General features: G+C 40.9%; 23 protein-coding genes and 1 rRNA gene. 14 read left to right on the top strand and 10 right to left on the bottom strand.

Annotated features, from left to right (window positions below; translation table 11 throughout):
• The first annotated feature begins 2 nt into the window (after nt 1–2).
• The 3 genes from fre to AAEU29_RS20630 all read left to right on the top strand — a co-directional run bounded on the left by fre (nt 3) and on the right by AAEU29_RS20630 (nt 1,885).
• A complete protein-coding gene (gene fre, locus AAEU29_RS20640) occupies nt 3–716 on the top strand; it encodes an NAD(P)H-flavin reductase (RefSeq protein ID WP_138634192.1) in 714 nt (237 codons plus the stop codon).
• Between the two features lie 126 nt (nt 717–842).
• Nucleotides 843–1,157 carry a hypothetical protein gene (locus tag AAEU29_RS20635; protein WP_421975062.1) on the top strand — a complete coding sequence of 105 codons (315 nt, stop codon included), beginning with the start codon at nt 843–845 and terminating at the stop codon, nt 1,155–1,157.
• Nucleotides 1,158–1,189: 32 nt separating this feature from the next.
• The gene (locus tag AAEU29_RS20630) at nt 1,190–1,885 is read left to right on the top strand and encodes a helix-turn-helix transcriptional regulator (RefSeq protein ID WP_421975061.1); all 696 of its coding nucleotides are present in this window, start codon (nt 1,190–1,192) and stop codon (nt 1,883–1,885) included.
• Between the two features lie 346 nt (nt 1,886–2,231).
• On the opposite strand, the gene AAEU29_RS20625 is transcribed toward AAEU29_RS20630, so the two are convergent.
• From AAEU29_RS20625 to cyaY, 8 genes are all read right to left on the bottom strand, one after another.
• Nucleotides 2,232–2,825, bottom strand: coding sequence for a hypothetical protein (locus tag AAEU29_RS20625; RefSeq protein WP_421975060.1), 594 nt, complete (start codon nt 2,823–2,825; stop codon nt 2,232–2,234).
• Between the two features lie 800 nt (nt 2,826–3,625).
• Nucleotides 3,626–4,621 carry an adenosine deaminase gene (gene add / locus AAEU29_RS20620; protein ID WP_421975059.1) on the bottom strand — a complete coding sequence of 332 codons (996 nt, stop codon included), beginning with the start codon at nt 4,619–4,621 and terminating at the stop codon, nt 3,626–3,628.
• Between the two features lie 312 nt (nt 4,622–4,933).
• Nucleotides 4,934–6,046 carry a heme biosynthesis HemY N-terminal domain-containing protein gene (locus AAEU29_RS20615; RefSeq protein WP_421975058.1) on the bottom strand — a complete coding sequence of 371 codons (1,113 nt, stop codon included), beginning with the start codon at nt 6,044–6,046 and terminating at the stop codon, nt 4,934–4,936.
• Entirely contained in the window at nt 6,043–7,857 is a 1,815-nt protein-coding gene (locus tag AAEU29_RS20610; protein WP_421975057.1) for a uroporphyrinogen-III C-methyltransferase, read from the bottom strand. The genes AAEU29_RS20615 and AAEU29_RS20610 overlap by 4 nt, the downstream gene beginning before the upstream one ends.
• Nucleotides 7,858–7,869: 12 nt before the next feature.
• Nucleotides 7,870–8,805: a hydroxymethylbilane synthase gene (hemC, locus tag AAEU29_RS20605; protein ID WP_274762957.1), complete on the bottom strand. Its 936-nt coding sequence runs from the start codon at nt 8,803–8,805 to the stop codon at nt 7,870–7,872.
• A 19-nt stretch (nt 8,806–8,824) separates the two neighbouring features.
• On the bottom strand, nt 8,825–9,709 hold the full coding sequence (locus AAEU29_RS20600) for a DUF2914 domain-containing protein (RefSeq protein WP_421975056.1): 885 nt from the start codon (nt 9,707–9,709) through the stop codon (nt 8,825–8,827).
• Nucleotides 9,710–9,718: 9 nt separating this feature from the next.
• Complete coding sequence (locus AAEU29_RS20595) at nt 9,719–10,375, bottom strand: alpha/beta hydrolase (RefSeq protein WP_421975055.1); 657 nt, start codon at nt 10,373–10,375, stop codon at nt 9,719–9,721.
• On the bottom strand, nt 10,376–10,696 hold the full coding sequence (gene cyaY, locus AAEU29_RS20590; protein ID WP_421975054.1) for an iron donor protein CyaY: 321 nt from the start codon (nt 10,694–10,696) through the stop codon (nt 10,376–10,378). It abuts the gene before it with no gap.
• A gap of 151 nt (nt 10,697–10,847) precedes the next feature.
• Here cyaY and lptM point away from each other — a divergent pair, with 151 nt between their 5' ends.
• The 10 genes from lptM to AAEU29_RS20540 all read left to right on the top strand — a co-directional run bounded on the left by lptM (nt 10,848) and on the right by AAEU29_RS20540 (nt 21,438).
• Nucleotides 10,848–11,015: an LPS translocon maturation chaperone LptM gene (gene lptM, locus AAEU29_RS20585; RefSeq protein WP_274762961.1), complete on the top strand. Its 168-nt coding sequence runs from the start codon at nt 10,848–10,850 to the stop codon at nt 11,013–11,015.
• Nucleotides 11,016–12,272, top strand: coding sequence for a diaminopimelate decarboxylase (gene lysA / locus AAEU29_RS20580; protein WP_421975053.1), 1,257 nt, complete (start codon nt 11,016–11,018; stop codon nt 12,270–12,272).
• Nucleotides 12,273–12,293: 21 nt separating this feature from the next.
• The gene (gene dapF / locus AAEU29_RS20575; protein WP_274762963.1) at nt 12,294–13,124 is read left to right on the top strand and encodes a diaminopimelate epimerase; all 831 of its coding nucleotides are present in this window, start codon (nt 12,294–12,296) and stop codon (nt 13,122–13,124) included.
• Nucleotides 13,121–13,732 (top strand): DUF484 family protein, encoded by a 612-nt coding sequence (locus AAEU29_RS20570; protein ID WP_421975052.1) that lies wholly within the window; start codon nt 13,121–13,123, stop codon nt 13,730–13,732. The genes dapF and AAEU29_RS20570 overlap by 4 nt, the downstream gene beginning before the upstream one ends.
• The gene (gene xerC / locus AAEU29_RS20565) at nt 13,729–14,646 is read left to right on the top strand and encodes a tyrosine recombinase XerC (protein ID WP_421975051.1); all 918 of its coding nucleotides are present in this window, start codon (nt 13,729–13,731) and stop codon (nt 14,644–14,646) included. The genes AAEU29_RS20570 and xerC overlap by 4 nt, the downstream gene beginning before the upstream one ends.
• 1 nt (nt 14,647) lies before the next feature.
• Nucleotides 14,648–15,346 (top strand): HAD-IA family hydrolase, encoded by a 699-nt coding sequence (locus tag AAEU29_RS20560; RefSeq protein ID WP_421975050.1) that lies wholly within the window; start codon nt 14,648–14,650, stop codon nt 15,344–15,346.
• A 135-nt stretch (nt 15,347–15,481) separates the two neighbouring features.
• On the top strand, nt 15,482–15,796 hold the full coding sequence (locus AAEU29_RS20555) for a hypothetical protein (protein ID WP_421975049.1): 315 nt from the start codon (nt 15,482–15,484) through the stop codon (nt 15,794–15,796).
• A 340-nt stretch (nt 15,797–16,136) separates the two neighbouring features.
• Complete coding sequence (gene uvrD / locus AAEU29_RS20550; RefSeq protein WP_421975048.1) at nt 16,137–18,308, top strand: DNA helicase II; 2,172 nt, start codon at nt 16,137–16,139, stop codon at nt 18,306–18,308.
• Nucleotides 18,309–18,311: 3 nt separating this feature from the next.
• Complete coding sequence (locus AAEU29_RS20545; RefSeq protein WP_421975047.1) at nt 18,312–20,357, top strand: tRNA(Met) cytidine acetyltransferase TmcA; 2,046 nt, start codon at nt 18,312–18,314, stop codon at nt 20,355–20,357.
• 64 nt (nt 20,358–20,421) lie between these two features.
• A complete protein-coding gene (locus AAEU29_RS20540) occupies nt 20,422–21,438 on the top strand; it encodes an ABC transporter substrate-binding protein (protein WP_421975046.1) in 1,017 nt (338 codons plus the stop codon).
• On the opposite strand, the gene AAEU29_RS20535 is transcribed toward AAEU29_RS20540, so the two are convergent.
• Complete coding sequence (locus tag AAEU29_RS20535) at nt 21,431–22,585, bottom strand: PA0049 C-terminal domain-containing protein (protein ID WP_421975045.1); 1,155 nt, start codon at nt 22,583–22,585, stop codon at nt 21,431–21,433. The genes AAEU29_RS20540 and AAEU29_RS20535 overlap by 8 nt on opposite strands.
• A 116-nt stretch (nt 22,586–22,701) precedes the next feature.
• Here AAEU29_RS20535 and AAEU29_RS20530 point away from each other — a divergent pair, with 116 nt between their 5' ends.
• Nucleotides 22,702–23,520, top strand: coding sequence for a CZB domain-containing protein (locus tag AAEU29_RS20530; RefSeq protein ID WP_421975044.1), 819 nt, complete (start codon nt 22,702–22,704; stop codon nt 23,518–23,520).
• A 413-nt stretch (nt 23,521–23,933) separates the two neighbouring features.
• Here the strand turns inward: AAEU29_RS20530 and rrf are convergent.
• Nucleotides 23,934–24,031 (bottom strand): 5S ribosomal RNA (gene rrf / locus AAEU29_RS20525); the annotation flags it as partial.

Genomic DNA, 24,031 nt, shown 5'->3' with positions numbered 1-24,031 from the left:
AAATGCAATTAGTTAAAGCAAACGTGGTAAGCATTACTCCATTAACAGAGTTTGTTTATAAAGTTGAACTAAAACCAAGTGAGCCAGTGTCATTTGAGGCAGGTCATTACCTGCAACTGGTATTGGGTGAAAAGGATAAGCGCGCATTCTCAATCGCAAGCCGCCCAAGCCAAACAGAGCTATTAGAATTACATATTGGTGCATCAGAAGAAAACAGCTATGCCATGCAAGCGCTTGATCACCTAAAAGAGCACTTTGCTAATAATACGCAAGCTGAGCTTGAAGTAGGCTTAGGTATTTCACAACTACGCACTGAGTCTGAGCTACCTGTGGTATTGCTTGCGGGCGGCACAGGTTTTTCATATGTAAAATCAATGGCTGATCACCTTGCTGAAATCAAATCAACACGCCCAGTATTCTTCTACTGGGGTGTACGCGATGAGTCAGCACTTTACGCAAAAGAAGAAATGGAAAAGTGGGCTGCAAGCCAAGCTAACTTCAACTTTATTCCTGTAGTAGAACACGCAACTGATACATGGCAAGGTCACACAGGCTATGTGCATAAAGCAGTAATGAAAGACATTGTTTCGCTAGAGCCTTATGAAATCTATATGGCAGGTCGCTTCGATATGATTGGCCCTGTTCGTGATGACTTTATTAATCACGGCGCAATTCGCGAAAACATGTATGCAGATGCTTTTGCATTCATCAAATAATAGATATCGTGATTTTCTAAAAGGAGCCATTTGGCTCCTTTTTTTATTTTCGAGATCATTTGCTACTGACACTCCCTGACACACCAGCCTGATTAAATAACCTCATCATTTCAAAGGAGACAAATGATGAGTAACGTAATCGAAATCGTAAACTTTAAATTAGCAGAAACCACCCAAGCAGCCGAATTCACCGCTGCTAATGATGCATTACAGCAGTTCCTCAATAACCAAACTGGTGTGCTGTACCGGTCACTTGCCAAACAGCAAAGCGACAATATTTACGTTGATGTGGTTTACTTTGCCACCATGGCAGATGCTAAACGTGTGCAAGAAGCATTTTATGAAAATGAAATTTGCCAACAATTCGCCAAGTTAATTGAAAAAGAAAGTGTTATTTTAGAGCACTACGATGTAGTGTCACAAACACCTTGTGACGCATAATTAACACGTAAAGCGCATTCAATGAAGGAAATATGGTGCATAAATCTGAGCGTTTATTTCAACTGGTTAACTTACTTAAAGGCCGCCGCCTTGCTGTAACCGCCAAACAGCTAGCAGATAAACTAAACGTATCTGAGCGCACCATTTACCGCGACATTCAACATTTGCAAACATCGGGCGTGCCTATCGAAGGCGAAGCAGGCATTGGTTACCTTATTTCAGAATGTGACCTGCCACCCATGATGTTTACTCTCGAAGAGCTACAAGCCTTAATGCTAGGTAGTCGCATGGTAAGTGAGTGGACTGATCCTGTTTTAGCCGATAAAGCCCATTCTGCACTCGCTAAAATTGAGGCTGTTTTACCAAGTAGCTTAAAACAAAAAGTGGATGATCTGCCCTATTTAGTATCGGGTTGGAGTCACAACCAAGCGCAACAAGCCTTTACCCTCACCTTACGCCAAGGCATAGAGCAACACCGTTGTGTAAACATTGATTATTCCGATGCCAAACAGCAAACCACCACCCGCCTAGTTGAACCTTTAGGCATGGTGTATTGGGGTGGCAAATGGACGCTAATCACCTTCTGCCGCTTACGAAATGATTATCGTGAATTTCGCATAGACCGCATTCAAGCGGTATCACTTACGGAACTCACTTTTACCACCCATGGCGATAAATCGCTCGCGCATTATGTGAAACTAGTGCAGGAGAAATATAAGGAGTGTTAAAGGGAGTATTTATTAATTAACATCCATGTATTTATCTTGCGGCATCCATGCCGCACTCGTTCATTCTTTTTAAACGGCTAAAAAGAACGAACCAAGAAAAAGCCGCCCCAAAAATCAAACTGACTCTTCAAGCAAAATTAAAATGTGAACATAAACGCCATGAAGCAACGTCCATGTTGTACATGGCTTGCTCGACCGCTTCGCTCCCTGTCTCGCATTATTCATTTAAATTCCGCTTTCAGGTTTGATTTATGGGTACTGTGAGTGAACTTTAAAACCAGATTTCAAGTCCACAAAAGCGCTAAACTCAGGCCGCGGTAATACCTTAATAAACGGCGAGAAATTCTTAGTCGTCAACCCCGATCATACACCTAAATGAACTTCGCAATTGCTCCATTATGACTGGTATTGACTCCTTAAGCTTTTTAGCCTCATTCTTTTTCTCAGTACCGGCTTCAAAATCCTGACCTAAAAATTGGCGTTCACCAGCACCATAATTTTCTACACTCCAAAAAGCGTCTTTAAGTAACTTTTCAATCTCGACATCAACATTTTTGGGGATTAAGATTCTATTTTTACCCCAAAATTCTCTAAGTTTAAAATAACAGCTTTTAAATTTTTGATACTTCTCATCCCAAGGTGTGCCGTGATTTATCGCCACATTCATTCTAAACTCTAACTCATATAGTTGAGAATATAACTCTGAAATAACATTTGCTTGACGTTCAAAAACTCCTGCTACTTTCGTATTATACCTTAAAGATTCTTTCTCAATTGAGTTCTTAAACTCAATAATCTCCCTATCAAATTGGTTCTTTATCGTTAGCTCAGACTCTTTTTCACGAGTTTTGAAATAACTCTCAATAAACTTTTTTGATAAAAAAGTTATCGCTCCAATCAACAATGTTGATGAGATTAGTGTTTCCAATAACTTCTCCATTTCTGTCAGTCTCCTTGAATAAATATCGTCCAGTTAATGGGTGAGAAACGCAATACAGAAACCGTCGCAGACCACCTTAATCACTTAAACCAACGCATAGTAAAAATACTACGCGTTGCGAACCCCTTTAGTTGTGTGTTCAACTCTTCCAGGAAATCCTTTATTTGAGATTTTGTATTCCTATTGATTGCTAGACGCTCACTTTCAATTTGAGACAAAGCGTCAAGTAAGCACCGCAATGACATGGCTAGGTCTGTTTCGAGATCAAATGATACCGACTTCTCTTTCATGTACTTACCTACTATTTACGAAAGCAACTAACTGTTAATTAAAAGTCAATTTATAACACCAATAATTAATTGTTACTAGTCAGATAGTTAATTGAAAACCTTCATATTATAAGTTGTAGAAGGCGGGCAACTTGTCTGCTAAAAATATTAAGGAAGAATTGTTCTTTTCTACACAGAAGAGATGAAGTTATTCAATAACAGCTGAGTTTCGATCTTGAAGACCGTTGTTAAAGTTTTTTCCGCTTTTATCAAACCCGAAGCATCAGGTCTGAATTTGATAATGCGAGACAGGGAGCGAAGCGGTCGAGCAAGCCATGTACAACATGGACGTTGCTTCATGGCGTTTATCTTTAAATTCAAAGTTGATGTGAGGAAAAGTTTGATTTAGCGGTCGCCTTTCTTTTGGTTACTTTATCTTTGGCGAAGCAAAGAAAAGTAACATAAAGCCCAAGGATGGGCTTTTTAGGAATGCAGGGAGGCGCACATTTTTTGAAAAATAACGCTATAGCGTTACGCGTATTTCCCCATTAACACTTTACGCTCACTATCACTTAAAAACGCGATTTGTAATGCATTCTTTTGTGCTTGCGTGATTTCAGCCTGAGTTAAACCTGCTTGTGGTGCTGCCACCTCAAATTCGTGGCGAATTTCAATGTTACTTACACTTGGATCGTCGGTATTGATGGTGGCTAAAATACCGTGTGCTAAAAACTGCTTAAGTGGGTGTGTTGCCATTGCTGCAACGGTGCTCGTTTGAATATTGCTGGTTAAACACGATTCCACACCAATTTGGTGATCGCGTAGGTAATCCATCAGTGCGGCGTCTTCAATTGCTTTAACACCATGACCAATACGTGTTGCACCAAGTTCTTTAATTGCATGCCAAATGCTTTCGCTGCCTGCGGCTTCACCTGCGTGAGTGGTAATTTGTAAGCCTGCATCGCGCGCTTGTTTAAAATGGCCTTCAAATAAGTTACCTGGGAAACCGAGCTCGTCACCCGCTAAATCGAGTGCGATAAGCTCATTTTTGTGTGCCAGTAAGCCATCAAGTTCTGCTTGGCATGCATCAACACCAAAGGTACGCGATAAAATACCAATTAACTTTGCTTGAACGCCCGTCTCGCGGCTACCCGCTTTTACGCCGTCAATTACCGCAGCAACAACGTCTGCAATATTTAGGTTGTGGGTTTGCGCCATATAAAATGGGCTAAAACGCAGCTCAACATAATCAAGCCCCTGCCCTTTTGCATCAAACATATTTTCATAGGCAATGCGACGACATGCGTCTAGATCGCCCAGCACTTTTACGCCCCAGTCTAGCTTTTGTAAAAAACCAAGTAAGTCAGGCTCATTTTCAATTACTTGTACATGTGGGCGCAGCGACTCAACATCGCTTGCTGGCAAATCCATATTAAATTTTAGGCCAAGATCTAAAATGGTTTCTGAACGAACATTTCCATCAAGGTGACGGTGTAAATCAAGAAGAGGAAGAGTTGAATCGATCATGGCTTGACCCTTAAAAATTTAAAATTGCGCGGATTCTACGTAGTTTAGCTATAAAAGCAAGGATTGCTTAGGACATAGGTCCTATTCGCGCAAATATAAAAAAAGCGCCCATCGGCGCTTTTTAATCATTACGTTAATTTTTAGCCACATTATACCAATTCACTTAAGTAGCTAATCATCCTAGCGGGCTAAATATCATGCTAACTGCGTTAAAATTTATCAATGTAGAACAACTACATAAGAAAAACTCCGCCTTGTTACCATTTCATTTATCCAGCGCTATCCCTGATCACATACTTAACAGAATTGGTATTAAGCATAGGTTTGATAAAGCGATACGGCTTTATCAAGCTGACCTGTTTGGCTAAAACATTCAGCTGCAATACGCCAATGCTTGTTTGCATTGTCTTTGCTTAAAACTTTATTAAATACCTTACAGGCAAGCTCAAAATCACCTTGCGCTTTGGCAATGTATGCCAGCGTAAGTAATAAGGTTTCGTCCTCAGGTAATTTTTTAAGACGCGTTTGCACAAACTTTTGTAAATCTGAAAGCTTGGTATTAGTGCACTTGCTAAGCACTTGCCAAATTTCACGGTACTTATCACCCTTTGCTAGTTTTAATAAACATTTGTCGGTTTGCTCAGGAGCAAATGACGCAAGGTTAATTAAGTAATGGAACTCGGCTTTTTCTTTGAGCTTTTTAGGCAAATTACCGTACGCACTGTTTAGTGCGTTTAGGTCTAACGCAGCAAAATAACGCTCAAATAGCTGTTGCCACTGCTCATCACTCAGTGCATGTTTTTTCTCAAAGCGGCTTAGCTGATCATTAAGTGTTGACCAATCTTGCTGTGCCACTAAGTACTCGGCAAAATTGGCAAGCTCTAGATTTGTAGCCTTTTTATTTTTGGTGATTTGCTCCATGCTTTCTTTGGCAAGTTCAGCTTGTTCGCTTTCCACCAGCATTTGCGCTATGTATGGCGTATCATCCTCTGATACTTGCTCTAGGTGCAATCTTGCTTCAGCTTTGTTGCCCACCTCGAGTGCAGCACGTGCTGAAATTGCTTGGGCGATATTTTCCCAACCTGCTGGCACATGTGCTTTTGCTAAACTTTTTTGTGCACCTACAAAGTCGCGATTAATAAACTGCCATACACCTGTTTTTAAGTTAGTTTGCTTGCGCTTATCCGCACGCAATGCCCATTTAAAGCGGGTAACGCCATAAAGTGATAAAACATAACGCACCACTTTGTAAATCAAAAAAGCAAATGCAGCTAGCAAAATTGTCGCAATTACAAATGCGGTGATCGTACCTTCAATTGTGTAGTCATTAAACGCGATTAATACATAGCCTTTTTCACCAATAGCAATAGGTGCTAGTGCTAAGACAATTAACGCAATAACAATGCTAATTATTGCCTTACTCATAATAGCTCCTTAATCGCCGCTTCTGAGCTAAAGGTAAACTCAGGGTTAAACGCTAAAGGTTGTGATTGAAGCGCTGATAATTGGCTATTCAGATAAACCACTTCAGATGCTTGCACATCGTAGTAATTATTTAAAACTTCAGCGGCTTGCTGTAACGCGGCAGTAAACATAACCGCTTGCTGCTTAACCAGAGCCGTTTGTGCTTGCACCATATAAAAACGCAACTGATGACGAATAAGGGCTTGCTCTTCTTGGCTTAATAGAGGCTCAATTGGTGCGGTGCGTTTGCGTACTTTAATAAAGTCATCGACCAGCAAATCCCAACTGCGTTTTAGGTTTGCTTGCCAATCATCCACATTATCTGAAAGGGCTTGTTGCTTAACTTTATCTGCCTCTTCAGGCAACACAACCATGTTAAGTGGTAGCTTATCCAAATTGGCAATTAAGCCCGAAAGCCTTAAATAAATACTTTCAACATCCACAGTTTGTACAGCATTTAACGCTTGAATATCTTGATGCAGAGCTTCACGTGCGGGCTGCGTACCTGGAAAGCTTTCAAGTAAAACATCAAGCCTTGCCAACATCGCAGCTGCGCCTAAATAGTCAGCTTGTACCAGCGCTTTAAACTCCGCCATGCGATATAAGCTTTTTACTTCTTCACGGTTAAGTTCTGGCTCTTGCTGATTGGCTAGTTGTAGCTGTTGCACTATTTTTTGATTTAATACTGACTCTGCTTGCGCTACTTGTGCCGTGAGCTCACTTTGTAATTGCTGATTTTGATTTTTAAGCGCAAGCGTCTGAGTATTTGCTTTCGCTATTTGCTCTGCCAAGCTGTTTTTCTCGCTATTTAATTTAACAAGAAAGTTTTTTTGTTGTTGAAACAGCGTATAGCCATAACCCAGCCCACCTACAGCAGCAAGTGATACTAATAACGCAACAACAGCAATTGCTTTACCTGTACCAGATTGCTTTTCAGTTGGCGCTTTTACCGCACCCGTTGCTGGTTTTGGCTTATTCGCTGGCTTATCGCTAATTGTACTCTTTGCGGTAATATCTTTTTCTTGTTCCATAGCGTGACTCTGTTGAGGTTTATGCTGTTCTAATATTGCGTTTAAAATGCTTTCGTTATCAGCACCTTGGCAATTAATAATTTGTTTAGCTTGGGCTTTTTCGTTGAAATAATCAACACAACGCTCACTCACTAAAAATACAGTAAGTGTTGCCAACCAAGATTTATTGGTTGCGACGGCAAGAAAGCTATCGATGCTTGCATTACTGGTTAATACCACCGAGTCGACCCCACGCTGTTGCCATGTTTGCGCGAGTTCTATTGTAAGCTCGGGATTGGTTAAGCGTTGATACACAGCAAGCGGCTGAAAAATCGCTTCACGTTCTTTTAGCTCTTTTGCAAGTTTATTGCGCCCGCCTTTTCCTTTTACCAGCACTATTCGCTTGCTCGCGACGTTGTTAAGCTCAGGCATAGCCAGTAAACCTTCGCTTGTTTCAACTATTGGGCTGGCACACGGTTTTTCAAATAACTTTGTTACCACTTCGGCAGTACTTTTACCTACCGCTAGGCAAACACTGTTTTTTGCTAACTCAGGCTTCAGTGCATGTAAAAAGCGCGCAGCATCTTGTGACACAAATAATACAATATCGGCATCATCTAGCATGCCAAGTTGCTGTTCACTCACGGTGATAGCTTCAAGCGCCAATAAAGGTTGAATGATGCTTTTTATCGACTTTTCAGCCAGATGCTCGGCGAGTTGCTGGCTTTTTTCCTCTGGCCGAGTGAGTAAAATATGTGTCACTGTCGTTCCTTGTTAGCTTGCGTAAACTTCAGCAAGAATTTTATCCGCACCTTGCGCCAATAAATGTTCAGCTAGTTGCTCGCCAATTTGCTCTGCATTCGCAACATCACCTGTAAGAGTATGCTGTAAAATTACAGAGCCATCTAATGCACCAACAAGGCCTCGTAATGTAAGCGTATCGCCATCAACCGTTGCAAATGCACCAATTGGTACTTGGCAACCACCTTGCAATTTACGGTTCATTGCACGCTCGGCTAGCACACGGTAACGCGTTTCAGTATGCTCTAAAGGTGCTAACAAAGCTTTTGTTGTTTCGTCATCACTACGGCATTCAATGCCCACAGCACCTTGACCATTTGCCGGTAATGAGTCTTCTGCCGCAATAAAATCAGCAATGCGCTCAGGCATTTCTAATCGAATTAAACCTGCTGCAGCAAGAATAATTGCATCGTATTCACCAGCGTCTAACTTTGCTAAACGGGTATTCACGTTACCACGTAAATCACGAATTTCTAAATCTGGACGCGCCGCTTTTAGCTGACACTGACGACGTAAGCTCGACGTACCAACAATAGCGCCCTGTGGTAACTCTGCTAATGATTTATAGTTGTTAGATACAAATGCATCACGCGGATCTTCACGCTCACAAATTGTATGTAGCTCTAAGCCTTCAGGAAATTCAACAGGAACGTCTTTCATTGAATGCACAGCAATATCTGCACGCCCTTCCATCATGGCAACTTCAAGCTCTTTCACAAATAGGCCTTTACCACCAATTTTAGCTAGCGGTGTATCTAAAATTTTGTCGCCCTGAGTCGACATAGGCACAAGCTCTACCGTTAAATTAGCATGATGTTTTTCAAGCTCAGCTTTTACAAATTCAGCTTGCCAAAGTGCCAGCGCACTTTTACGAGTTGCGATACGAATAATAGACTTATCTTGTGACATAACTTTCCTACACTGACGATTACTGGTCAGTAATTATAAATTGCTTGCTCGCAAGGGTTTTGCCCTCTGCGACTAATTCTACACGCCACATACCTAATTGCAGTGCCGCGATATTTTTTGATGAATAAGTGCGATAACGCTCAGCATAAACCGTTAGTTCAACATCGGCTTGCAATTGATCTTGAAAATACCATTTATGGCGCACTAATTTACCTTTCAGGCCGTTAACTTCCGTAAAAAAATAGAGTTTTTTAGCAAAACTCGCACGGGCTATTCGCTCTCCAATAATATCAACTGGTTCACGAGCAACTATGTCGCGAGATAACAGCGCGCGCGATACACTTTGCGTATCCATTTTTGCTCCAAGCGCAATATCGGCTAATGGCTCGGTTTGCTCTGGTTCTGATAGAGTTTCAGGTTCAGGAGTTTCAGCGGTTAACGGTTCGGTATTTGGTGCATCCGTAACAACCGAAGATTCTGAAACAATAGGCGCAACCTGCTCAATTACATCACCGGTTGCTTCAGTCAAATCAGGGTGACTTTGCTGAATTCTTGGTTTATCGGCTGGAGTGTCTGACGCAGCTTCTTGTGTTGATTCAACGCCAACAGACTGGCTTGAATCAACCTTTTCGGTTTCTAAAGCTATAATATCTTCTGTTTTTTCCGCCGAATTCAGCGTACTTGAACTAACCACAGCACCTTGTTTAACCACTGCTTTAGCACTTTGTTTTTGGTCATCTGCTGGAAAAATATAAAGAGTAAGCAAAAACAAAACGGTTACTACGAGAACAAGCGCAGCAAAAACACGCGACCAATGCCATTGGTATTCAATTTTTTGATTAACTGTATTTTGCTTTTTTTGACTATTTGCCAGTGTCGCAGTAATTTTTATTTTTTGACTCACTCTATCTCCCTAGTTTAAGCGCGAAATCAACCAAGTACGGATCGCCTTAATTTCTTCTAAACACACTTGGTGTGCCATTGGATAAACTTGCCAACTTGCGTCATAACCTAAATCCAATAAAGTTTGGTATGCACTTTCACCAGCACCCATAGGTACAACATCGTCAAAACTACCATGTGCCATAAACACATTTAAGTTAGCTTGTTGTTTTTCCGACTTAAGTTTAGCAGGCTCACACATATAAGTAGAAAGCGCCATAATACCCGCTAGCTGATAAGGTAAACGCGGCCCTAAATACAAAGACACCACGCCGCCTTGCGAAAAGCCAGCCAAAATAATGTTACTTGGTTCAATACCCTTGGCAATTTCAGCTTCAATTAATTGCTGCACTGCCGCAGCAGATTGTTGCACACCTTGTTCATCGGCGCGTTTATCTAGATCAAGAGATTTGATGTCGTACCAAGAGCGCATTGCCATACCACCATTTATGGTGACCGGTTGAATAGGCGCATGAGGGAAGATAAATTTAACCCCCAGCTCTGCTGGTAAATTAATCTCCGGTACGATAGGCGCAAACCCATCGCCCGAATCACCTAAACCATGCAGCCAAATAACGGTTGCTTTGTGGCTAGATTGCGGGTCAATTACAACAGCTTCTAAGCTCATTTATTCAGCTTCCCACACAATACTTGTGCCTGCTTGTTTGCTAGACGCATCATTCATAAATTGCCAAAATTCGGCACCGCTGCGGTTATCAATCCACTTATCTCCATGGCGCTCAAAATGGTGACCATTAAACTTAGTTGCCACCCATAATTGGTGTAAAGGCGCTTGTTTGTTAAGAATAATCTTAGAACCATCTGGAAAAATAATTTCTAAAATACCCGATGCAGATTCATAGTCTAAATCAACCTCACACGCATCAACTTGTTCTTCTAAGTTAATAAATAAGTCTTCGATTAACTGATGGTATTCTTGGTCTGTCATAGGTTAATTTCCAATTTGATTTTTTGATGCCAATAAAGCATAAGAAAAAACGTCAATATCCTGCGTTTTTACGCTTTTTTCTGATAATCTCTATTCCATAATACCAACCGTGGCATTCACTTGTCAGTAATAAGTTTTATAAACAGACGATATGGTTAAGCGTAAGAAATTAGTTTCAACATTTATTAGTGGTACTTTGCTTGTTTTAGCTGGCTGTGGCCAAAAAGGCCCGCTATATCTTGCTGAAGAAGATGCAGCACAAACAAATCAACAACAGCAGCAAACACCTGTTGAGCAAACGCCTACGGAGCAGCAGTAAATGGATTATTTTAACTATAAAAATGACGAGCTGTACGCTGAACAAGTGAAAGTTGCTGATATTGCGGCGCAATTTGGTACACCTTGCTATGTTTACTCACGAGCAACGCTAGAGCGCCACTACAAAGCGTTTTGTGATGCCGCAAGCCATCATAACCATCTTGTTTGTTATGCCGTTAAAGCTAACTCAAATCTCGCTATTTTAAACGTGTTAGCACGTTTAGGTTCTGGCTTTGATATTGTGTCAAAAGGTGAGTTAGCGCGTGTAATCGCTGCCGGTGGCGACACCAACAAAGTGGTGTTTTCGGGTGTTGCTAAAACTCATGACGAAATTGCGTTTGCACTTGAGCATAACATTAAGTGTTTTAATGTAGAGTCTGAAGCGGAACTTGAACGCATTTCAGAAGTTGCAAGCCAGTTGAATGTAGCTGCGCCGATTTCTATTCGCGTAAACCCAGATATCGATGCAAAAACCCACCCTTATATTTCAACGGGTTTGAAAGAAAACAAATTTGGTATTGATATTAAAGTTGCAGTTGATGTTTACAAGAAAGCTGCGAGCTTGCCTAACTTAGATATCAAAGGTATTGATTTTCATATTGGCTCACAACTTACTGAAGTTGAGCCATTTATTGCGGCACTTAAAAAAGTGATTGCGCTGGTAAAAGAACTCGCGACTCATGGCATAAAGCTTAGCCATGTAGATGTTGGTGGTGGTTTAGGTGTGCCATATGCGCAAGAAGCGCAAGAAGCGCCGCCGCACCCAAGCCAATACGTAAGTCAAATCACCGAGTGTTTAGCTGAACTACCACAAATTGAACTTATTTTTGAACCAGGCCGAGCGATTGCTGCTAACGCGGGTATTTTAGTCACCAATGTTGAGTACTTAAAACAAAACCAAGGTAAGCATTTTGCGATTGTTGATGCAGGCATGAATGATTTACTGCGCCCATCGCTTTATCAGGCTTGGCAAAATATTATTGCGGTTAAACCACGACAAGGTAAAACCGAAAATTACGATATTGTTGGCCCAGTATGTGAAACCGGTGACTTTTTAGGTAAAGACCGCGATTTGTGCATTGAAGCAGGCGATTTAATTGCCGTACGTAGCGCTGGCGCCTATGGTTTTACCATGAGCTCAAACTACAATTCGCGTCCTCGCGTGGCTGAAATTATGGTCGATGACGAGCAAGTTCATGTGATCCGCAAACGCGAAACTATTGACGACCTATACCGAAACGAGTGTACACTGCCTTAAGCACAACCATAGTTAATACATATGCTAGTAAATTTTTCTAAAATGCATGGCTTAGGCAATGACTTTATGGTTATTGATAATGTCACGCAAAATGTTTTTATTTCAAAAGACCAAATTCGCAAGTTAGCTGATCGCAACTTCGGTATTGGCTTTGACCAATTACTTATGGTTGAAGCGCCGTATGACCCAGATCTTGATTTTCACTACCGTATTTTTAATGCCGATGGTCATGAAGTAGAACAATGTGGAAACGGCGCCCGTTGCTTTGCCCGTTTTGTTCGCATGAAAGGCCTAACTAACCGTCATCGCATTCAGGTTTCAACGAAAGCTGGCAATATCACACTGCATAACGAAAAAGACGGAAAAGTGCGTGTAAATATGGGGCAACCTAAGTTTGACCCAGCTAAAGTGCCATTTAAGGCAACCAAGCGCGAGACCACCTACATTATTCGTGAGGGTGAACACACGATATTTTGCGGAGTTGTTTCTATGGGTAACCCGCATTGTGTGCTTGAAGTTGACGATATTAATTCAGACCAAGTAACTGAGTTAGGCCCGCTACTTGAAAACCATGAGCGTTTCCCTAAAAAGGCCAATATTGGCTTTATGCAAATTATCTCGCCTGAGCATATTAAATTACGTGTGTGGGAACGCGGCGCTGGCGAAACACTCGCCTGTGGCAGTGGTGCGTGCGCAGCGGTAGTAATTGGTATTATGCAAAAGAAACTTGCGAATGAAGTAAAGGTTGAATTGCCCGGCGGCGAGTTAACCATTAACTGGCAAGGCGAAGGTCACTCAGTAAAAATGTCTGGCCCTGCCGAGCATGTATTTGATGGCCAAATTGCATTATGAGTGAATTAGATGAACGCCAAGTAGTCGACTTTTTAGAACAAAACAGTGACTTTTTGCAAAAGCACCCTGAACTACTTTCGCGTTTATCTATTTATAACGAGCCAAATGGTACCACCAGCTTAGTGCGTCGCCAGCAAAATTTGCTGCAAAATAAAAACCGCGAACTGACAAGTAAACTTGCACATCTAATTGAAAATGCTTCGAATAATGAGCATATTTTTAAGGTGTTCAATCAATGTCATCGCTTGTTGCTAAAAACAAATACACTTGCTGAGCTACAAGAAAAACTTTCGCAAACACTGTGCAAAGGTTTTAACTTACTTGATTGTCAACTTACTCTGTTTAATCCAGACATTCACCAAACCTTACTTGATCAGCGCTTTAGTCAACAACCAAGCTTTTTAGGGCGCCTAAGCCAAGATGAGCAAATGCTATTATTTAAAAAATCTGTGGGCTCTGCTGCAGTTTATTTAGTGGGTGAAACAACAAAACCAACAGCGATTTTAGCCTTTGCGAGTAAGGATGAAGCACACTATCACCCTGAACAAAGCAGTGTGTTTGTTTTAGAATTTATTCAAGCGCTTACAATAAAACTTGCTCAGATATGACAACTTCAGAGCCACTTAATCAAGATTGGCAACATACCCTAGATTTATTTTTGGCCTTTGCGCGCTACGAAAAGCACTATTCAGATGCCACCGTTGATGCCTATCAACGTCATTTGGTAACCTCAGCGCACTATTTTTCGCAGTTCGTAAATAGCTGGCAGGCGATTGAAGTAGAAAATATTAAAGGCCTGCTTGCCAAACTTAAGAGCCGCAATTTATCAGCCAGAACCATTAACTTGCATCTTTCTTGTTTGCGTAGCTTTTATAAATTTCTAATACGCAAAGGTTTAGCAAAAGCTAATCCGGTAGAGCTTGTTAAGGGACCAAAGTTCACCAAGCCGCTGCCCAAAAACCTCGATGTTGACCAAGTAAATCAACTGCTTGAAATTGTGCCAGAAGATACTTTAGCCGTGCGTGATAAAGCCATGATGGAGCTGATGTATTCATCGGGACTGCGTTTATCTGAACTTGCTAGCCTTAATTTAAATGATAAACAGGCGATCTTTAACGGCCTTTTAACCGTAACGGGTAAAGGTAGTAAAGAGCGTGTCATTCCCGTTGGGCGTAAAGCCATAAGCGCGGTAAAAGAGTGGCTAAAAGTGCGTGCAGAATTTGCAAATACAGATGAAATGGCACTCTTTACTAGCAAACAAAAACGCCGCCTGTCGATTCGACAAATTCGTGCGCGTATGAAGAAATGGGGCATTGAACAAGGGCTAAGTGCCAATGTGCATCCACACAAATTACGCCATAGCTTTGCTTCACATATTTTAGAGTCGAGCGGTGATTTACGTGCAGTGCAGGAGTTACTTGGCCATAGTAATTTATCAACCACCCAAGTATATACGCACTTAGATTTTCAACACCTTGCAAAGGTATACGACAATACGCATCCAAGGGCCAAAAAGAAGTAATATGATACGATTTAACCGAGCGATTTCTGCCGTAAAGGTGATTAGTTTTGATTTAGACGATACCCTTTACGACAACCGCCCTATCATTAAAAACGCCATAAAAGCACAGCAAGATTACCTTGCTGCAATTCCTGAATGGGCGGCGCAAAACGGCGACTTTTGGCGCACTTGCCGAAATGGCTATGCGCTAGAACACCCTGAGATTATTAATGATGTAACCTTATGGCGTCAAAAGGCGTTACTTTGGGGTTTAGAAACACTAAAGGTCGAAAATGTCGCTTTCCATGCAGAGCAAGCCTATAACGCATTTGCCAAAGCACGCAGCGATATTGAGGTAGCATCTGAAGTAATCGATTTACTCGCAGCACTTCGTAAAAAATATAAAGTGATTGCCATTACCAATGGTAATGTCGATGTAAGCCAATTTAATTTGAAAGATAGCTTCGATTTAGTACTTCAAGCAGGGCCTCATGGCAACGCAAAACCAGCAAGCGATATGTTTGATTTGGCCTGCAAGCAATTAGGTGTAAATCTCAACGAGATTTTGCATGTGGGTGATAGCCTTGATTCAGATGTACAAGGTGCTAACAACGCTGGCTGCTATAGTGTTTGGCTAGAAAATGCTTTTGTGCCCTACCGTTACAATGGGTTAGCTCACTTAGACATATCCGATATATTTGATTTAGAAGCCTTTATCTAACCACTATCTGCTGTAAGGTCCATATTCTTTCCTTACAGCAGGTTGAATTGCCGTTTATCATTTTCCCTAATTCATTTTCTAAGAATTCAGTAAATTAGCCAACAAACAAAGTAGTTCAATTAGGAAAACGTAACTATGTACTCAGAATGGAAATTTCAATTAGCGCAACACGAGATTCGTATTACTAACCACTGGTTTGGCGGTTTAAAACTCTATGTTGATGGCCAACTGCAAGATACCAACTTTAATCCATTTGCATTTGGTAAAAACGTATTCTTAAGTTGTAACTTAGGTGAGCTAGGTAAACTAGAAGTAACTCCGTACGCCCTTTTCTTTACTGTAGAAATTTCGGTGAGATTAACAACAAGTGATGACAGCATTTTAATTTTCTCAACCTATGAGCGTCAGACACTACGGGAGAAGCGTTTGTTTTCAGAATTGGCAAACTAATATCTGATATAGACAACTAAAGGGCATAGTATAGACACATTTTTATGGGTTTTTGGCTTCGTATTTTTAATGCTTGTTCTATTTAGCGGTGAAAGCATTATTTGCATAGTTCGTGAATGGCTTCATATGAAGCACACTGAAAAGGTAGTAGCTACTTTACCCGAAGAAGAGCGCATTAAGTTTGTTCGCACTTATTTAAATGATCGGGTTTCGCTTCTTAACAAGATAGATAAAGAATTCAAAGAAACAAAATAACCCCTGTTTATAAAAACAGTATTCTATTTGGTATTAAATCAACTCCTGTTATACTTTTGCCAATTTTGGTAAAGAGTTAACTTCGATGGACGTTTCTGAATTATTAGATGGTTTAAATGACAATCAACGCGAAGCCGTTGCCGCCCCGCTACAAAATATGCTGGTGCTGGCAGGCGCAGGCTCAGGTAAAACTCGCGTACTTGTCCATCGAATTGCTTGGTTAATGCAAGTTGAGCATGCATCGCCTTACAGCATTTTCGCGGTAACCTTTACCAACAAAGCAGCCAAAGAAATGCGTAGCCGTGTTGAAACAACGCTTAAAGCGTCAGTTGGCGGCATGTGGATTGGTACTTTCCACGGTTTATCCCATCGTATTCTGCGCGCTCATCATAAAGAAGCAAACTTGCCAGAATCATTTCAAATTCTCGATACTGATGATCAGGTCAGGATGATCCGTCGCTTGATGAAAGCAATGAACATTGATGAGAAGAAATGGCCAGCCAAACAAGCGGCTTGGTATATTGGCGCTAAAAAAGACGAAGGTTTACGCCCTAAACATATTCAAGCGTTTGACCCTAACGAGCAAATGATGCTGCGTATTTATACCGCTTATCAAGAAGCATGTGACCGTGCAGGTTTAGTGGATTTTGCCGAAATTCTACTGCGTTGTTTCGAATTATTGCGCGACCAACCAACCTTGTTACGACACTACCAACAGCGTTTTCCACATATGTTGGTAGATGAATTCCAAGATACCAACACCATTCAATATCAATGGTTAAAGTTGATTGCTGGCAAAAGCAACAAGATCATGATTGTGGGTGATGATGACCAAAGTATTTATGGTTGGCGTGGCGCACGTATCGAGAATATTAAACAGTTTATTAGTGATTTTGATGCACAAACTATTCGCTTAGAACAAAATTATCGCTCAACAGGTAATATTCTAAAGGCGGCAAACCATTTAATCGCCAATAACTCCGAGCGTATGGGTAAAGAGCTGTGGACTGACGGCAATCAAGGTGAACAAATTGGCGTGTACGCTGCTTATAACGAACTTGACGAAGCCCGTTTTATTGTTAGTAAAATTAAGGCTTGGTTTGAACAAGGTAATGCACTGCAAGACTGCGCCATTTTATACCGCAACAACGCCCAGTCGCGTGTACTGGAATCTGAATTAAATATTCAATCACCGCGAATCCCTTACCGAATTTACGGCGGTATGCGCTTCTTCGAACGTCAAGAAATCAAAGATGCCTTATGCTACTTACGCATTGTAAATAACCGCAATGATGACGCGGCATTTGAGCGAATTATTAATACCCCAACGCGTGGCATTGGCGATCGCACATTAAGTCTGATTCGTGATTGTGCACGTAGCGAATCATTACCACTGTGGTATGCAGCAAAAACCTTACTTGCAGAAAAGCATTTAGCGGGTCGTGCTGCCAATGCGGTTAATTCATTTATTGAGCTGATCGATCAGATTGAAGACAATATTCTCGATAAATCACTAGATAAGCAAACCAAATACGCTATTCAAACATCGGGCCTAATGGCGATGTATATGGCAGAAAAAGGCGAAAAAGGCCAAGCACGCGTAGAAAACTTAGAAGAATTAATTAACGCTACTAGCCAATACGAACTGCCAGATGAAGAAGAGTTTAGCTCACCGCTTGATGGCTTTTTAGCATATACCGCGCTTGAATCAGGCGAGGGGCAAGCAGACGAACACGAAGATGCAGTACAAATGATGACTCTGCACTCGGCCAAAGGCTTAGAGTTCCCATTGGTGTTTATGGCAGGCGTTGAAGAAGGCATGTTCCCATCTCAACAAAGCCAAGAAGAAACCGGCCGTTTAGAAGAAGAACGCCGCCTGTGTTATGTAGGTATGACACGCGCGATGCAAAAACTGTATATTTGCCACGCTGAAAGCCGCCGTTTATACGGGCAAGAAAAGTTTCATAGCCCGTCGCGTTTTATTCGCGAGTTACCGGAAGATTGCCTAGATGAAATTCGAATTAAAACACAAATCACTAAGCCTAAAACCACAGGCCGATTTAGCAATACCATCAGTTTAGAAACCTTTAACGATACTGGCTTTAAACTCGGCCAGCGTGTAATGCACGGTAAGTTTGGTGAAGGTACAGTGCTAAACTATGAAGGCACGGGCCCACAGGCGCGTATTCAAGTTAACTTTGATGAACATGGTACTAAGTGGTTAGTTACCATGTATGCGAAATTACAAGCGATGTAAATTATGCTGACTAACACCTGGCTTAACCAATTACACCAGTTGCTGCTAACGAGTAAGCATCGTCAGTTATTGGTTTTGTCAGGGAGTGAGCATTGGTGTTGGCAACAAGTTAATACCTTAAAAACGGTTTACCCCGATTTATTAACCCTGAGTAACCACCCCTCCGTTAATTTTTGGCCCGAACATAATCACCAGTTATTAGGGCAAGAATACAGCACAGTGGTGTTTGACGTAAATTCAGGGCTGATGCCAGATAAGCTAGCAACCGTGACTGGTACGGTAAAAGCAGGCGGCCTACTGGTACTGCTAATGCCAAATTTTGAAAGTTACGCTAAGCAAGCTGATCCCGCGTTTGCTCGTTTTCAAAGTGCTAATAAACCGCATCAGCCTATTTCACTTTTTCAAACTCGGTTAATTTCGTTACTTAAGAACAGCGAGCAGACTTTGATTGTTTCAGAGCACCATGCACTGCCAACAATCCCAATGTACGCTGCAACTGAGAGTACTCAGTATCAAGAGCAGCAAAATCTCGTTGCTGAATTAAGCAAATTTATCACTAAACGCCGCGCCACGTTTTTACTAACCGCCGATAGAGGCAGAGGAAAATCTGCAACACTCGGCATGCTTGCCGCAAATTATGTTTCACAAGGTAAGCGCGTGGCAATTTGTGCCCATCATAAGCAAACTGTTGCCACTGTATATAAACACTTCGAGCAACTAACTAATGATGACGTAAAGATTGATTTTATTGCACCTGATGCATTGCTTAACCAAGCGACAAACTACGATCTGGTATTAATTGATGAAGCGGCAACCTTGCCTGTAAGCTTATTAAAAAAAGCGCTCGACTTACCGATAAAGCTTGGCTTTGCAACAACACTTCATGGTTATGAAGGCACTGGTAGAGGGTTTAATTTACGCTTTATTCCTTACCTGAAAAAAGCCCGCAGTAACTGCCAACTGAAAGAGTTAGCAGCCCCAATTCGCTACAATTCAAACGATCCTTTAGAACAGACAATTTATCAATCACTTGTACTGAATGCCGACTTTGCTGAGCCATCACCTGATCACAAAAAACAAATTAATTTTTGCGAAATTACACAACCGCAATTAGCAAATAATGAATCTTTATTAAAGCAAGTATTTGCTGTTTTAGTGATGGCGCATTATCAAACTAGCGCGAACGATTTAAGGCATATGCTCGATGGCAATAATCTAAAGTTATTTGTTGCTGAACAAAATGGCACTATATTAGCTGCTGCACTGATTGCCTTAGAAGGCGAAATAGATGACCCCTTAGCTAGTGATATTATATCCGGCTTGCGAAGACCTCAGGGCAACCTACTGGCACAATCCACTGCCACACTGCTTGGTGATAAACACCTGTTAGCAAAACGTTATGCCCGTATTATTCGCATTGCCGTTAACCCTTTTTGCCAAGGCGAAAGCATAGGCACCCAGTTACTCATTGCAATTGAGTCTTTATTATGTAATGAAGTGGATTTTATCGGTGCAAGTTTTGGTGCAGAAAGTAAGCTTTGCAATTTTTGGCTGAGACAAAACTATACAATTATCAAACTGGGGGCTAAGCGTGATAAAGCCAGTGGTGAGCACTCTTGTTTAGTGATTAAAGCAACAAAGCTTGAAGCGCAACTAAACTCGTTAAATCAACATTTCCAACAACAGTTCATTTTTGAGTTATCTCGCTCATTCTCACATTTACAAAGTGAGCTAGTACTTACCCTATTGTCGAACAGACAACCACCAATAGAACCGATAAACTGTAATACAAACTTGGTATTACGCTTTAGTAAAGGTGAAGTTAACTTTGATCAAGCACGCTATGCATTGTTTGACCAAGTTAAAACATACCCCAAGCTATTATCACAACTGGAAAATGTTTCTAGAAAATTGATAATTAAGCTAGTATTACAAAATATGCCAGAAGCGGAGGTGATTGAAGCTCTTGCATTAACTGGGAAAAAGCAACTTAATTTAGCGCTTAAACAAGCCGCTCAAGAATGGTGTAGCCACTATCTTAATATTTAGACTGATCATAGTAACCTGCTGTCTTCCACTCATTGCCTTAGCAACACAGCAGCCTTCAATTAAGTTGGGAATGTCCGCAGCATTCAGTGGACCATCAGCTCAATTAGGCGTGCAGTTAGAACAAGGAGCCCGCGTTTTTTTTGATGAAGTAAACGCATCCGGTGGGGTTAATGGGCGTTTAATTGAACTTTTATCTCGCGATGATCAATACGAACCGCATTTAACAGTGATCAATACCCGCTACTTTATAAATACAGCTAAAGTAGATGCGCTATTTTCCTATGTTGGTACGCCAACCTCAAACGCAATTCAACCAATCATTGATACTCACAATATTCCCTATCTCACTCCCTTTACAGGTGCCGATCTGTTACGTCATAAAGCACATATTTTTAATTTACGTGCAAGCTACAACGACGAGGCAAAGGTTCAAATTGACTATCTAGTAAAGCATATGGGATTCAAGAAAATTGCCTTTTTAATTCAAGCTGATGAGTTTGGTCTATCAGTACAAAATGGCTTAGAAAAAGCGATGCAGCCTTATGCGTTAAAGCCAGTAGAAATTGCCCGATTTAAACGAAATACGCAAGATATAGAAGAAGCGCTAAAGCGCCTCAAAGGCAGCGGTGCTGAAGCAATTTGCCTTGTAGGTACTTATAAACCGTTAGCGCATTTTATTAACTTAGCGGCTCGGCAAAATTACAATCCACAATTTACATCAGTATCTTTTGTATCAAGTGAAGAGTTATTTTCACGTATAAAGCAACCTAGTCGCATTTTAGTAACTGAAGTAATGCCAACAGCAAATGGCTGCTCGGAAGAATGGTGCAAGCGCTTTTTAAGCTTGATGGAAAAGGCCGGAGTGGACAAGCCAAGCAGAGTCCACCTCGAAGGTTATGCAAACGCATACTTGTTTTATAATGCAGCTAAAGGGTGTAACAAGCTCACCAACGATTGCCTTTTATTAGGGCTAAATAAAGCCAAAGAGAAGCTTGATAAAGCAAAAAGAAACTATGTTGAATTATCCGAAAAGGTAAAAGGCAACACAGTTTTCTTAAATCATTTTACTTACTCTAAATAGCCGCAATCGCTTGCTTTAGCATTTCTTCTATTTGGTTAACGATCGCTTTATTGGTCTCATTATCAAACTCTTTGATTCGTGGAGTATGAATATGACCAGTCGGTACTTTAGTGCCAAGTTGGTTTTGAAGTCGGATACTACGATAAGAAATCTCATTCGAAAGGTAACCACCGCCACCACCAGAAACCGCTGTCTGCCCATCTAATTCAGCGAGTAATTTAGGCTGTAATTCACCTTTTTCCAATGTAACCACTTTTAAATTATCGATTACTTGATACTTACCTTTCGCTTTTTGCATTGCAGTAACAGGTAAACTAAATTCGACAAACTCATCACCTGACAGTGTCTCCCCAGCCAACTTTGAAATAATAGGTGCTTCTTTTGTTCCACCCGAAAGCACATTTAAGTTGTCAGGTGCTGTAACGCTCCTGCGCTTGCCAGGAAAACGCTCAAGGTCAAAATGCTCTCTTCCCATTGACACAGTTGATACCAAATCAACATTTCCACCTAAATATATCGGCGCTAAAAGCGATTCAATTTCGCCGTTATCGAAATCTTCATAGCGAACAGGCACAATAACAGCATTAATCTCAGCCTTAACACCATTTAATTCAATCACTTTGCCATCTAAACTAATTGCTGCTAAGCCAGATGGATTGCTTTGCCCAATATTCTTATCTAATAAGAACGGATCAAACCCAGTAATAAAAATTTGCTTCGCGGTGTTATAGCGATAATCAATATCAGCATAACCTCGCGACACATTTTCAAACACCTCGAGTAAACTTGCTAATTCGGTCTCTGAGAATTTTAAAGGTTGTTTCTTAATGTGGGCTTTAATCGCTAAACGCTGCCAATATAAAGGTCTATCATCAAAGCGGCTGTGACTTTTCACTTGTGATTTTATCTCTGACCACAAACGCGTGCCTTCAGTGTGTAAAAGTTGCTTTGCTTGGGTGTAATCTTTTACAAGCAACCACTGCTCTGCAAAATCTGATAAGTCTTTTGCGTTTACCAACGTTGCATCGTACTTGTGCTGTTCAGTTAGCCTTTGCTCTTCTACACTTAGCGATATTGAAGTTGCGTATGTATTTGCACTTAAAAACAATGCTAGACTGGTAACAAGTAGCTTTGATTTATTTTTCATTACAATACTGTCTTTTAATATAATAATCGGGAAGTTAGCTACTTATCATACGTGCATTTTTGACAAGCTCAACTATGCTCTATTTAAGAAATGTGAATGTTTGGAAAGAAACGTATATGGACTTTATCAATTTTAAAGTTGGCTCTAAGACAATCGCTTTAAAAATACTCGATATTTTATTAACAGAACGCTACGAAAATAATTTAACAGAGCTCCCTAATGAGAATAAAAGCTTTATTGGTGTAAAAGACTACCTTGGTACTCCTACGCCTATTTTCGATTTGGGCATTGTGTTAAATAACCAATCAACACACGTTGCAAACCAAGCGCTTTCTGATTTACTTATTGCAAGAGAGAAAGACCATCAAGATTGGTTAGACGCATTAGAAAATAGTCTTTCCAATGGCGTACCATTTGAAAAAGCCAAAGACCCAGACAAATGCGCTTTTGGTGCATGGTACAACAATTTTAAAACAGACAACGATGAGCTCAGAGTAATCTTAAAAAAGTTTGATAAACCTCATCGTGAACTACACGCTATGGCGGATGAATTATTAACTATTCAAAAATCAGATCCATCAGGCGAAGCGTTAGCTTTATTCCACGAGAAAAAACGTAAGATTTTTACTGTATTAGTACGCTTATTCCAAACAGCTAGAGAACAAATCACACTAGATTATAAACCAATCATCATCTTCACCACCAAAGACGGTAAAACACCTCATATAGGGCTGTTAGTAGATAAAGTCGAAGATTCATTAACGGTAAATAAAGATGATATTAAGCCTCTAGAGCATTTAACTTCGGTAGGTTTTGATATTGACCCGCAAACTAGGCATATGATGAAAGGCTTAATTAATATGGATAATAAGCACAGTATTATTATCGATCCAAAGGTCATCTTCTCTCCACAAGAACAAGCAGAAATAGCTTAGATTCAGGATTCAGGTTCAGGATTCAGGATTCAGGATTCAGGATTCAGGATTCAGGATTCAGGATTCAGGATTCAGGATTCAGGATTCAGGATTCAGGATTCAGCAGTATTCTGAAGCCGGATTGCTTAACTCTAAAATCGTTTAGCACCCAAACGCAAAAAGCCCGCTCATTGAGCGGGCTTTGATGTACATGGATGTACGAATGTCGATAAGCTTCATGGATGAAGGTCTTTTATCGACCCTACTTAATTAGGCGAATTACAACCGAAACGAAGTTTCGCAGTGTAATGAGGTGAGGTCATGGAAGACCGATGTAACCCAGCTTCATGGATGAATTAAGGCATTGTAAATTTATTAAACGCTTAAATGAAAAAAAGCCTCAACACAATGTTGAGGCTTTCTTTTAATTAGGAGCTTGGCGATGTTCTACTTTCACATGGGCGAACCCACACTATCATCGACGCTGTTTCGTTTCACTTCTGAGTTCGGCATGGAGTCAGGTGGTTCCAAA

It is taken from the genome of Pseudoalteromonas aquimarina, from assembly GCF_049257255.1.
In the GTDB taxonomy this organism is placed as follows: domain Bacteria; phylum Pseudomonadota; class Gammaproteobacteria; order Enterobacterales; family Alteromonadaceae; genus Pseudoalteromonas.
The sequence above is the reverse complement of the archived record's forward strand: the minus strand, read 5'-3'. Positions and strand labels throughout refer to the sequence as shown.